Annotated in this window: 10 protein-coding genes; 4 read left to right on the top strand and 6 right to left on the bottom strand. The window is 41.4% G+C overall.

Annotated features, from left to right (window positions below; translation table 11 throughout):
• Positions 1-144: 144 nt before the first annotated feature.
• On the top strand, positions 145-1,167 hold the full coding sequence (locus tag GD597_RS15595) for an alpha/beta hydrolase (protein WP_171608819.1): 1,023 nt from the start codon (positions 145-147) through the stop codon (positions 1,165-1,167).
• Positions 1,168-1,181: 14 nt separating this feature from the next.
• Positions 1,182-1,877: a 3-keto-disaccharide hydrolase gene (locus GD597_RS15590; RefSeq protein WP_171608818.1), complete on the top strand. Its 696-nt coding sequence runs from the start codon at positions 1,182-1,184 to the stop codon at positions 1,875-1,877.
• Between the two features lie 761 nt (positions 1,878-2,638).
• Here GD597_RS15590 and GD597_RS15585 read toward each other — a convergent pair.
• The 4 genes from GD597_RS15585 to purD all read right to left on the bottom strand — a co-directional run bounded on the left by GD597_RS15585 (position 2,639) and on the right by purD (position 7,085).
• Positions 2,639-2,827, bottom strand: a complete 189-nt coding sequence (locus GD597_RS15585; RefSeq protein WP_171608817.1) for a hypothetical protein — start codon at positions 2,825-2,827, stop codon at positions 2,639-2,641.
• A 297-nt stretch (positions 2,828-3,124) separates the two neighbouring features.
• Positions 3,125-4,216, bottom strand: a complete 1,092-nt coding sequence (locus GD597_RS15580; RefSeq protein ID WP_171608816.1) for a hypothetical protein — start codon at positions 4,214-4,216, stop codon at positions 3,125-3,127.
• A gap of 10 nt (positions 4,217-4,226) precedes the next feature.
• Positions 4,227-5,498: a DUF2130 domain-containing protein gene (locus tag GD597_RS15575; protein WP_171608815.1), complete on the bottom strand. Its 1,272-nt coding sequence runs from the start codon at positions 5,496-5,498 to the stop codon at positions 4,227-4,229.
• A 306-nt stretch (positions 5,499-5,804) separates the two neighbouring features.
• A complete protein-coding gene (gene purD / locus GD597_RS15570) occupies positions 5,805-7,085 on the bottom strand; it encodes a phosphoribosylamine--glycine ligase (RefSeq protein ID WP_171608814.1) in 1,281 nt (426 codons plus the stop codon).
• A 129-nt stretch (positions 7,086-7,214) separates the two neighbouring features.
• Here purD and GD597_RS15565 point away from each other — a divergent pair, with 129 nt between their 5' ends.
• Together GD597_RS15565 and GD597_RS15560 are read left to right on the top strand one after the other, a co-directional pair.
• The gene (locus tag GD597_RS15565) at positions 7,215-8,879 is read left to right on the top strand and encodes a peptide MFS transporter (protein ID WP_171608813.1); all 1,665 of its coding nucleotides are present in this window, start codon (positions 7,215-7,217) and stop codon (positions 8,877-8,879) included.
• 397 nt (positions 8,880-9,276) lie between these two features.
• Positions 9,277-9,735, top strand: coding sequence for a VOC family protein (locus tag GD597_RS15560; protein WP_171608812.1), 459 nt, complete (start codon positions 9,277-9,279; stop codon positions 9,733-9,735).
• 92 nt (positions 9,736-9,827) lie between these two features.
• Here GD597_RS15560 and GD597_RS15555 read toward each other — a convergent pair whose 3' ends face one another.
• Together GD597_RS15555 and GD597_RS15550 are read right to left on the bottom strand one after the other, a co-directional pair.
• A complete protein-coding gene (locus tag GD597_RS15555) occupies positions 9,828-11,816 on the bottom strand; it encodes an alpha-amylase family protein (RefSeq protein ID WP_171608811.1) in 1,989 nt (662 codons plus the stop codon).
• Between the two features lie 119 nt (positions 11,817-11,935).
• Entirely contained in the window at positions 11,936-12,904 is a 969-nt protein-coding gene (locus tag GD597_RS15550; protein WP_171608810.1) for a glycoside hydrolase family 5 protein, read from the bottom strand.
• Positions 12,905-13,206: the final 302 nt, after the last annotated feature.

The raw sequence follows: 13,206 nt of genomic DNA, 5'->3' as shown, positions 1-13,206 counted from the left end.
CCGCACAAGAGTGCGACGCAAGTAAAGTAATATTAATAATCTTTTGTCTGGCTAATATAAAGGTTGTTACTGGTTTAGAATATATTCTGCACAATTTTAATAGCCAACACTAAAATTACTTTAGCTTTAAAGCAAAATTGATATATGCGTTTTGTTAAATGGTTAATAGCAATTCTTGTTGTTTTGGTAATAGTGTATATGCTTGGGCCGGCACCCGATGCACCTGTTTACAATTATACCTTACCCACGGTGCCTGCCGCACCGGCTGCGTTGGAAACCTATATAAGCAATAACGAAGCGCAGCATACCATTAAACCCAGTAATGAAGCCCGTATTGTATGGGCCAACGACTCGCTTAAACAAAAAACTCCCTATGCCATTGTTTACCTGCACGGATACTCAGCCTCGCAGGAGGAGGGGAGCCCCATACATACCAATATTGCCAAAGCCTATGGTTGTAATTTGTATTTATCCCGCTTATCGCAACATGGTATTGATACAGTAATGCCCATGATGTATTTAACCGCAGAAAATTATTGGGAAAGCGCCAAACAGGCATTGGCCATTGGCAAACAACTGGGCGATAAAGTTATTTTAATGGGCACATCAACCGGTGGCACCAATGCACTGCAACTTGCGGCAGCTTATCCTAATGATGTGGCGGCACTTGTTTTATTAAGCCCCAATATTGCCATTAACAATCCCAATGCCTATCTGTTAAACAACCACTGGGGATTACAGCTGGCCAATTTAATTACCGGCAGCGATATGGTTATCGCTGGCGATAGCACCGCCATATATAAAAAATACTGGTATTACCAGTACCCTATGCAGGCTACCGTACAATTACAGGAAATGCTGGAAACTACCATGACGCCTGACAATTTTGCCAAAGTAAAACAACCCGTTTTATTACTTTACTATTATAAAGATGAAACCCATCAGGACCCTGTTGTAAGTGTGCCTGCCATGCTTACCATGTTTGATCAGCTGGGTTCGGCGGTTAAAATAAAACAGGCTATCCCCAATGCGGGTGACCATGTAATTGGCAGTTATATAAAATCGAAAGATTTATTATCTGTGCAACAGGCCATTGATGGCTTTATGGGCAATACACTAAAATTACCCAGGGCACAAACCAATATTGTAACTATAACCACACCATAATTTAAACCAGCCAAATGAAAAATTGTATCGCCTTATTAGTTCTTGCCGCCATGCTGTTGGTGCAGGCAAACGCTACTGCACAAACCCGCAGCCTGTTTAATGGAAAAGACCTTAGTGGCTGGCATGTAGATGTACCCGCCATGGATACCGATGCCAAAGCAATCAACCCTTTTATTATCCGTAATGGTTTATTGGTTAGTCTGGGTACACCCCAGGGCCATTTAATTACCGATGCCGTTTATCAGAATTACCGTTTGCAGGTAGAATATCGTTTTGCCGGTGTGCCGGGTAATTGCGGGGTACTGGTATTTGCATCTACGCCAAGGGCTTTGTACAAAATGTTTCCCAAATCTATTGAAGTGCAAATGCAACATGGCGATGCCGGAGATTTTTGGTGTATTGTAGAAGATATAGCTGTAAAAGATATGGAAACCCGCCGCGGACCCAAAGCCAACTGGGGCATTACCGAAGGCAAAGAACGCCGCATAAAAAACCTTACCGATACCTCAGAAAAACCATTGGGCGAGTGGAACAGCATGACCATTGAATGTGTGGGCAATACCATCCGCGTTTGGGTAAATGGAGACCTGGTAAATGATGGCTTTAACTGCACAGCCGCCAAAGGCAATATAGCCTTACAGGCCGAAGGTTCAGAAGTAGAATTTCGTAAGGTAGAACTTACCCCCATTAAAAAGTTAAGCCCTTTATAAAGGCAGAACTATTTTGTACCCAGCTGTTGTAACAAAATGCAGGTTTACTTGCGTCGCACTCTTGTGCGGTGGGTTATTAATGGGGCATTGAATACAGCGGTTAAAAAGTTTATAAGGAGGTAATTGCAAAAAAATTCCTGATAAAACAAAAGTTGTTTTTAAAACTATTAACTAGCAATAATTTTAATAAAACAGTTATTGAAAACCAAATGCTGTTTGTACAGCCCCCCAAAGTACCCGACCGCTCAATTATATTTTGCAAGTATAGCAGCTTTACCATTTATTACAGTGCTATACCAGATGTAACTTTCTGTTTCTTAAAGTGGGGAAATGAAATAATTTTTAATGCACCCATTTTAATTGAAGACAGTTGTATTCACTACTTCAAATTGTCTATGTCATCTAAATCCCTAGGGCGGCCAGATTCCAATTTATTTTTTAATAAATCTTCATACCCGATAAAGTTTACGGCAAGGTTAGCAATAACAACTTCTTTTCGGTTTTTATAACATTCTTCAAATGTTACGCCATCTATTTCTGTTAGCAAATCTATCCTCAATGGCGGATATCCTAATTGAATAACATTACCTTGTTTAATAAAATCTGCTTGAGTAAGTCTGTAGGAAGAAAATCCAAATTCATTAACGCATGTAAGAATTAGCGTTGCATTTTCGGGAGTTGGGTTAAGCCATATATCCTAGTCTCCGGTATATCTTGGATGACCATGCACACCCACCGCATAACCGCCAACAATTAAATATTCAGCCTTGTGTTTTATTAACAATTCTATAAACTCTCTGAAGTCTTGGCTGAACATCGCTTTTAAATTTTATATATTGTTGTCTTAAAGTTTCTACAGCTTGAAGTCTTTGTAAATCAGTTTGCGTTTGCCAAAATGCAAAGTCAGTATTTCTGTCTTTTAGGTTTACTATTTTCAGCATTTTATCCATAATCAAATATACATAATTTCATAGCTTTTTAGTGAATGTCAAATTCCTTTAAAATTCTGGCAATGGTGTACAACTTAATTAAAGTAGTAGTTCGCGGTAATTTCTGAGAATATATCACTGATTATTTTTAGCAACTTAGTTACTAAAGATTTATATCCGATTGACAATTTGGCTGTTTGTACCGCCCCCCAAAGTACCCGGCCGTACAAGTGTGCGACGCAAGTTGGATGCCCATAGCTGCAATAGCCAGGCTCATAAAAAACATAAAAAAAAGGTAAGTGCCGAGTATTATGCAGACTAATCATCAAAACGGGTACGGTTGCGGGGCAATACATACAGGCTTTTGCGCAGCGATTGTTTTAGCTGCAGCCTTAATATTTCGCCCATATTTTTTTGGCGCAGGTAGGCAATGTTTTGAAAATGATCGGCCAGCTCAATTCTTAACTGGTCTATTTTTACGGGTGTTGAAATATTGTCCCTGTTCATATTGTCAAGCAACTCTTTTATACGATAGCGGGAGGAGATTAACCTAAATGTCATTAAAGTTCTTTCCTCGGCCTGGTATTGTGCAATAGATTCTGTGTTTAAGTGTTTTAATACCAGCTCTACAAAGGCCGCATTTTCTTTAAAAAACTGTGGGCGGTACAGGTTTTTGCGGCCTTCATAACTTTGCTGGTCAAAATCTATAGCACGTATGCGATATTGCGAGTCTTCGTCTATATCGGGGGTAATGTTTACCACAAAATTATAGCTGCGCATATCGCCCAACAGGCGTATAAAACAGCGTTCATTAAATTTTACAAACTCTTTGGCAAATCGTACCGCATTGGTACTGGGTTTTTGCAAAAAATGCTCCGCAAAAATATCGCCGGGTATGCCGGGTATGTGTTCCTCAACCAGTGTATTGTGATTGGTAAAATAGGTAATGCGGTTGGGCGATAAAATATGTTCCAGCTCCAGCCCGTAAATGCGGCTGGCATCGGCCTGTTTAATATAGTAGTGGTCGTGGTTTTCGTTAAACTTATTTACAATGCGTATGCGAAAAGGCTGGCTATTTCCAAAAACACAAAAATCTATGCCGGCCACATCCAGGTGGTCTACAAAGCTAAGATCGCCCTCGGTTTTTAAAATGGCGTAAATGCATACCAGACTTTCCCGCAGGTAGTTCCATTCCCGCATGTCGTACGAAACTTTTTCCCATAGCGAATACTTGCCGTTTTTATCCAGTATGGGGGTAGAATAGGTAAAATGCCGCAGATCGCTATAAGTAGCGGGCAGCCTTATTTCCCGGCCATGACGTATCAGGTATTGGCGCAACTTTTCATTCACCGGAAAAATGGGTTTCTTACGCGAAGGCCTGATATTTTCTGTTAGTTCTTTCTGGTACATATTGCCGGCTTTACATCAGCAGGTTTAACTCATTATCATCCTGCAGGTTCAAATTTACGGCATCTGCACCAGCAATTCCTTCAATAGAACCCCTTATATGCGCTGCATTTAATAACACCTTTTCCAGTTGCTTTTCACGTGCCTTCCACAGTTTTTCCATAGCATCCCTTTCTTTTTGAATGCTTAGTTTCATGCTCATAAAACCTTCGCGTATGGCTTTCCATTGCTCGCTAAATTCGCTGCCAATAAGGTAGTCGTACAGCATTACCATTTTATCGCCCTTATTTTCCTGGCTTTTACGGGCATCGGCAATTTTTAATATGGCATTACGCAATACCAGCGCCACACTTCTCACCTCGCTAAAAGAGCAAATGTATACGCCATCTTTTTCACCAAAACGGTCCATATCTTTTGGAAAAGCTTGTGTTACAATTACGGCCACATCAGCACCCAGGTTGCGCATATCGGCCTTTAATTTATCAATCCAATCGTTACTAAAGTCTTTGGTGCGTTTGCTTTCGTAAATAATTTTTCCGGCCTCGTTACCAAACTGGTTGCGTACCACCTGTGTGCAATCTGCACCACGCACTCCTTTTCCCACTTCCTCAATTTTATCAAATGGAAAAGTAGCCTGTAAAATTTCTTCCAGCAATAGCTCCTGTACCTCGCCCTGTAATTGCATACTACCTTGTTCCGATTTGCGTTTCATTTCATCTATCAACCGGTTTTGGTCTTCTATCTGTTTATCCCTTTCTTTTAACCGCAGCTGAAATTCTTCTTCTTTCATTTGCAGTTTATTTTGCTCATCTTTTTGTAATTGCTCTTTTAGTTTTTCCCGCTCTGTTATAAGTTGGCGTTGCAGGGTAAGCTGCAATTCTTCTTCCTTTACTTTAAGCGCCTGTTCTTTTTGTAAAAATTCCATCTCCCTGGCACGGGCCTGTTGTAATTTTTCTGCATTCTCGGAGGCAGTTTGCTGTAATAGCTGTAACTGATTTTGATAATCAGCCGATACAGATTTGCGGATGGATTCTTCTATTTGCTGGTTGCGTTGTTTTACAGCATCGTCCAGCTTTTTTTGAAAGCTATCTTCCTGTAATTGTTTCTGACGGGTAAAGTCTTCTTCTTTTTTACGCAGTTCATCTTCTTTGCTGCGTTTATAATCCTGCATTTGCTGGCGCAGCTGTTGTTTTTCTTTTTCTATAGCATCTTTCAGTTCATCATTCAGGGCTTCTTCCAGCGGAAATTCAAAAGCGCAACTGGGGCATTTTATTAGCGTTGACATAACACAATTTTACATAAATTAAGCCATATTGTACAATAGATTTTTGGGGCCGGGCAACAGCAATATTATTTGGCTTTACTTGCGTCGCACTCTTGTACAGCAGTAACACTATGCTGCATTTTACAGCCAAAAAACTACAAAAGCATAGCCAATTTGCCGTGCGAAAATCAAATGCCGGCGCCAACGCTTTTGGTATACCTAAAAGCTTATATACATACGCGTATGCCTGACCATAGTAAGCAGAAAGATGCAGTGAGTGACACAAGTAAAGCTGACCGATGTTTTACAGCCGGCTAACCATTGTATTTAAAATTCGTAGCCAATATCGTGGCGGTAATACATGCCATCGAAATGTATTTGCTCCAGTACTGCCTTGGATTTTTGTACTGCGCTGCCTATATTATCCGCATAAGATGTTACTGCCAGCACCCGGCCACCATTGGTTTGAATTACATTGTTTTGCAAACTGGTGCCTGCATGAAACACAATGGTATCGGCATGGGTATTAGCCGCGGGTAAACCGGTAATGCCATAACCTTTTGTATAATTACCCGGGTAACCGCCGCTTACAGCCACCACGGTGGCGCAGGCACGTTCATCGAACTGTATTGTAGTATTGGCCAGATTGCCATTGTGAATGGCTAAAAACAATTCTACCAAATCGTTGCTTAGGCGTGGCATTACCACCTCGGTTTCGGGGTCGCCCATACGGCAGTTGTATTCAATGGTATAAGGCTCACCTTGTACATTTATTAGTCCAAAAAAGATAAAGCCTTTATAAGTGATATTTTCAGTAGCCAAACCATTTACTGTTGGCTCAATAATACGATCTATGGCTTTCTGCATAAACTCGCCCTGTGCAAATGGTACGGGGCTAACGCAACCCATACCACCAGTGTTAAGGCCTGTATCGCCTACGCCAATGCGTTTATAATCTTTGGCATGGCCAATAATCTGGTAGCTGGTACCATCGGTAAGTACAAAAATGCTTACTTCAATACCATCCAGAAATTGTTCTATTACCACGCGGCTGGAGGCATCGCCAAATTGTTTATGTACAATCATTTCTTCAAAAACCTGCAGGGCTTCTGCATGGCTGGTGCAAATAACTACTCCTTTGCCAGCAGCCAGGCCATCGGCTTTTAAAACAATGGGTAAGCTATGTTGTGCTATGTATGCTTTGCCTTCTTCAAAATTGGAGGTCTCAAATTCGGCATAAGCAGCGGTGGGTATATTATGACGCTGCATAAATTTTTTAGAGAAAGCCTTACTGCCTTCCAGCTGGGCACCATATGCGGCCGGGCCAATTACAAGTATATGTTGCAGGGCAGCATCCTGCTGGTAATAATCGTATACCCCTAAAACCAATGGGTCTTCAGGACCAACCACTACCATATCAATTCCCTGTTCCAGGCAAAACTGTTTTTGTGCTTCAAAATTGGTGGCACTAATGGCTATATTGGTGCCAAATTGCATGGTGCCGGCATTGCCCGGTGCTATAAAAAGCTTGCTACAATGGGCACTTTGTGCCAGTTTCCATGCCAGTGCATGTTCTCTTCCGCCAGCACCCAGTAAAAGTATATTCATGCTTAATTTTTTGCAGAAGCGAATGTAAAACCGATTTTACAAATAAGCGGCGTGTATTTACAATTAATCTGTATTTTGAACCCCTAAATAAAAAGTTAGTTCCTCTATTTTTAAAGAAAATATTTTTTTATGGAGCAAAAAGCAGTTAGTGCAAAACATCCCAAAGGCTTATATGTACTGTTCTTTACAGAAATGTGGGAACGCTTTGGCTATTATCTTATTGTAGGCATATTACTGTTATACTTAAAAGATACTCCCGCCAAAGGCGGTAAGGGAATGGATACCTCTATGGGCGTTGATATTGTTGGTACTTATGTAGCCCTGGTATACCTAACCCCTTTTATTGGCGGTTTAATTGCCGACAGATATTGGGGGTATATTAAGTCAATTTATTTTGGCGGTGCATTAATGGCGCTGGGATATTTTTTACTGGCCATACCGGGTAGTAATACCTTATTATACCTGGCCCTGCTTTGTGTAATTGTGGGTAATGGCTTTTTTAAGCCAAACATAAGTGTGCTATTGGGCAACCTGTATAATAAAGATGAGCTGAGGAGTAAAAAAGATGTGGCCTATAATATTTTTTATATGGGAGTAAACATAGGCGCTTTTGTGTGCAATTTTGTGGCCGCTTATTTAAGGGTTAATTATAGCTGGGGCTATGCTTTTGCAGCAGCAGGTGTAGGTATGGTGCTGGGGTTAATTATTTTCTCTGGTGGGCTTAAACATATTAAGAGTGCCAATATCATTAAGCCGGCCAATAAAGAGGATATGCCTTTATCGAAAATTTCGATGTATGTGTTTTTACCTGCTGCCATTGCAGGGGCTATTGGATGGTTTATACCGGGCAACCTGATTGGCTCCGATTCAAATGATGCTTTTGTTTTTGCCAGCATACCGGTAATCATTTTTTACTTTAGCCTTTGGTACCGTGCAAAAGGGTTTGACAAACAAAGGCTGGGTACCTTACTTACCATTTTTGGAGTAGCTATAATTTTCTGGAATATCTATAACCAAAATGCTACCGCCCTTACTATTTGGGCAGATACTTATACCAACAGGGAAACATCACCTGCTGTAGAAAAAGTATTAAAGCCATTTGAGTTTTTACAAAATGTAAATACCAAACCACAGGAAGTGCCTATTCTTGACCAGCAGTTTAGGGCACAACAAGGGCCCGATGGTAAAGTGTTAACCCATATTGGTAACGACCCCTATCTGCAGAATTTACCAAAAGACCAATGGCCCAAAGATGGGGAGGATATGAAGCTGATCTCCACCGAAATTTATCAATCTATTAATCCGTTTTGGATTATTGTGCTTACGCCCGTTATAGTTGGTTTCTTTGGTTTTTTAATGGCCCGCAAAAAAGAAATATCCACGCCCAGCAAATTTGCATGGGGTACCATTATTGCAGGCTTGTCGTCGCTGGTAATGGTATTTGCCTGTCTTAGCACCAATATTTATATAGATAAAGTATCCAGCGGCTGGATATTTGCGAGCTATGGTGTTTTTACCATAAGTGAATTGTTTATGAGTCCTGTTGGCCTGTCGCTGGTATCTAAAGTGGCCCCACGCAGGTTTACGGCCCTAATGATGGGTGGCTGGTTTTTAACTACCTCTCTGGGTGGTAAAATCTCCGGAATTTTAGCGGGTTTCTGGGATCAGTTTGATAATAAAGCCGTGTTCTTTGCTATCAGCGTTGTTGCAGCTATTGTTGCCGGTTTATTATTATTCCCGCTTACTAAAAAATTAAATAAAGTTGTAGAAGAAGCCACCACTATGGCCGATTAATAACTACTCCCATTTTTAAAAAAGCAATGCCATTATGCGCATTGCTTTTTTTGTGCCAATAATAAATAGGTTGTGAAACGCTTACGCTATTAAGTTGGTAAAAACTTGAGTTGTGAAGTATACTTACATCAGTTTTTTTGGCCAGGCAGAAGTATCATTATGGGGCTTTACTTGCGTCGCACACTTGTACGGCAACAATGCTATGCAACTGTAAACAGCCCATTTAACATAGAAAGCATTTTGTTACATATAGCAGTTGCCATTGAACTTAAATAAAATTCAAAGCCTGGTACTAGCCAATAGCAAATTTTAAGTAATATATTTATTGGCTGCTCCATTAACCGGGAACAGTTTTTTTAAAAAATACACACAATTACACCAACTAAAATTATGTATCATGGCCAGAACAAGTACGTACCTGAATTTCCCCCGCAATACAGAGGAAGCTTTTAATTTTTATCAATCAGTTTTTGGTGGCGAATTTGGCAATGGCGGCATTGCCCGCTTTGGCGATATACCGGTTGTAGAAGGCATGCCCCCAATAGCAGAAGCAGATAAAAACCTGGTAATGCATATTGAACTGGTAATTACCGGCGGCCATATTTTAATGGCAACCGATGCGCCGGAAACCATGGGCTTTAAAGTAAACTTTGGCAATAATGTACATATAAATCTGGAGCCCGATACCCGGGTAGAAACCAAACAATTATTTGATGCCCTATCTGCCGGTGGTAAAATTACCATGGATTTACAGGATATGTTTTGGGGTGCCTATTATGGCAGCTGTACCGATAAATACGGGGTGCAATGGATGTTTAATTGCATAGAAGAGGCAAGCCCTGATGGACTAAGTTAATACCCGTATTTGCTGCATAATGTACCTGCCGCACAAGAGTGCGACGCAACGGCTGCTGCTTATACCACAACAGCCGGGAATATAAGTCCACACTATTCATTTACCTGAATAATTTCGTAAATACCTACCTGTCGTAACTTAACCGTTGCCACGCCATTGGCATAGCTAAATGGCAATATGGTATGCGATGGCTGCAATACCAAACTGGCCGGTTTTTTAGGCAGGCGAATAGTAAGCGTAACTGCACCAACTGGTGCCACTTCGCTATAGGTAGTTATATTGGGGTTACTGTGGCCACCACCGCTATTAATTAGATGGATAAACAAATGCCCGTCTTTTTTAGCCAGCACCATATGCAGCAATTTACTGCCTTGTACGGTTACGGTGGGTTGTGCAAACAGGGTTTGCATTGCTGCACCCACCATATCTCTTAATTGCGCACTTTGCCGGTGAGTATAGGCATCACCAATATTGGCGTATATGGCCGCAATTTTTCCTTTGCCATAATTGGCTACTGTGGCCATCGCCAAACTATCGGGAAAACGCAGATCATAGTTCTGTAGCAAATAGCCAATGGTTTGTGTACCCGGCAGGGCTACAGCTTTTTGTAAAGCTGATTGCAAGGATTCACTGTTATAATTAAAGGCATAATGCAACATTTCACCTTCGGGTTTTTTACCATAGGTATTAGCGCCTAATTGTTCTTTAAACAATGATGCCGCATCGGCACCAATTACCAGCAGGTGGCCACCATTATTTACATATTGCAGTAAAAGGGCATGTTGTGCAGGATCAATAGTTTGCCACTCGGGAAACACCAACACCGGGTATTGGTTAATACGCTCTGGCAATTGATGATCCATAATAATTTCTACAGGTAACTGGTTATCTAATAATGCAGCCAGTATGCCCTTTATAGCTCCGCTGCCGCCGCCATTGTACAAACCTTCTGATGGTATTCTGCGCCAGGCATAAGAGGAATACAACAGGCCCACCTGCGGCACAATGGCTGCTTTATGTGTGTAGGCCTGCCGTTGCCTGCAAAAGGCAATAATTTGTTGCATATTACCAAACAGGTGGGGCGGTAAACTGCCGTCGGCATTTTGGGTCCAGTAAGTTTGGTAGCCACCACCCATGGCAATAACTTCCGCAGCTTCCTGTGCCAATTGTACAAAAGGTTTGGTACCCCTGAAATTATCCTTATTACTAAACGACCATGACATCAGATCCCAGGGTTTTCCCTGCAGGGCCATACAACGGCTTTCAAAGGCTGAACTGTATAAACTGTTGCTACCTGCTACATCGCCCGATAAAAAATCAACTGGCACATCTACCTTTTCGGGTATAAAAGAAGAGAAGCTCCAGTTGCTGGTTATTTGAAAACCCGGACTGGCCTTGTGCAGTGCATTTACATAATTGGAAACATAGGTATGAAACTGCCTGCGGTTAAACTCAGCCAAGGCAAAATAATTGCTATCAGTAATAGCTATTGGTAAAGTAGTAATGCCGGTGGCTTTAGTAAATGCGGCGGCGGCGACGGTACCATAATCGGGTGCCAATGTCCAGCAATCGCCGTCAACCCAGGCGCCGTCAACTTTATATTTAAGGGCCAGTTCTTTTAGTTGTGGTATCAATAATGAATCTGCATAAGGGCCAAAAACTGAAGTGGCATAAGCATCTGGTTTGCCATCGCTATTTACCCTTGCCCAGCCGGGATGTTGGGCTACGGCATTATAATCCCAAATGCCGGAGTAGTGTACAAATAAAGCCACATGATGTTTGTTGGTTAGTTGCCGCCATTGCAGCATAATGTCTTTGTCTATATCCGGTGCCGGAGTACCCACTTTTGTTGGATAACTGGCAATACCGGGGTGGCCTTTACAGTCTACCTGAATATAATCCGGTTTTGTAAGGCTAAGCATAGAATCTATAGCTTCATAACTAAAATACTGGCCAATATGGGTAGATTGAAACCCTGCATGAAAATCGAAATGCAGGCCAACAAAACTATTGGCACGGGTAAGCGTTTGGGCTTGTGCACTGGTACCTATACAAAAAAATATCCATACAAGGTTTTTCATATTGCAAGTTTGTACTTCTAAAATAGCTATAATACAACAGCCTGCAAATTCAATTTACAGGCTGTTGTTCGGTGCCAAAAAATCTAAGGCAATATTGTTATGTATAACCGCTTATAATTCTATTTCAACCCGGCATAGTGCCGCAGTAATCTACGTGCTTTTATACCCGATTCTTTTAAATCAGCCGTTTGCCAATGGCCGTTTGCTGAGGCATTTTTGTTTAATACCGAACAGGTTTCATCCTTTGGTGATACGGACCAGGTAATCCAGCTGATATGGCGTTTTTCACACCATTTTATCCAGGTATTCCATTCAGCATCATCAAGTGGGCCATCGCCGCTTGCAGACATGCCTGCAGATTCTGATATAAATATGGGTATGCCTTTATTCAAAGCATATTCGCAACGGTCTCTTAGCGATTGTTTGTGTGTTGCTGCATAAAAATGCACGGTATACATGATATTCGAAAAACCGGTTAAAGGCTCATCGGCCACCAAATGTATATCCTGATCCCAATGCGGGCTACCCACCAAAATAATATTGTCTTTATCAATGGTTCTTATGGCCGAAACCACTTCATTGGTATAGTCTTTTACATCAGACCAGCTTTCCTGATCCGGCTCATTAAACACTTCATAAATAATATTGGGGTAGTTGCCATATTTGGTTGCCATCTCTGTAAAAAAGGCAATTGCTTCGGGGAGGTTTATATTATGGCTATGCCAATCGATTATTACATATACGCCCTCTTTAATGGCAGCATCTACAACGGTCATAATGGTTTGTTTAGACCATTCCGGTTTTTCCTTATATCCGTTTTTTGGTTCAACACCCATGGCGGCCCTTATAACGGTACAGCCCCAATCCTTATGCAGCCATTCTACCGTGCCGGGGGTATAAAAATCAGGCCAGAAACAATGCCAGCCAAAACTCATTCCGCGCAATACGGTAACCTTATTATGTTCATCCAATAATTGTGTGCCTTCCACATGCAATGCACCATGTTGCTTAACGGGTTGGGCTACTACACCGGTGGTATACAAAACCAATAATATTACCAGCACTTTTGAAAACAAAAAATTTTTCATAGCATATGCGTTTATGGTTATCAAAGGTCCAAAGCTTTTACTAAAAAATGCCAATCAGCTAATATATCAGTCAATTTAGCTAAAATAACTGTGAATTGCCATTGCACAGCAGCCAAATTGTTTATTGAGCCCGGCAGTGGAAATACTATTCAACTTCCCTTGCGTCGCACTCTTGTGCGGTAGGGAAGGCTATGCGGCTTTTGGGGGAAGGGGAACTTTATTTAGTCAGGTAATAAATAACTCTATAAGATGGAGTGAGATTTTGATAAAAGACCTATTGAAATCAACCCTTGTTTACCAGA

This window comes from Limnovirga soli, assembly GCF_013106755.1.
In the GTDB taxonomy this organism is placed as follows: Bacteria; Bacteroidota; Bacteroidia; order Chitinophagales; family Chitinophagaceae; genus Limnovirga; species Limnovirga soli.
Note: the sequence above shows the minus strand (reverse complement) of the source record. Positions and strands in the feature narration are given on the sequence as shown.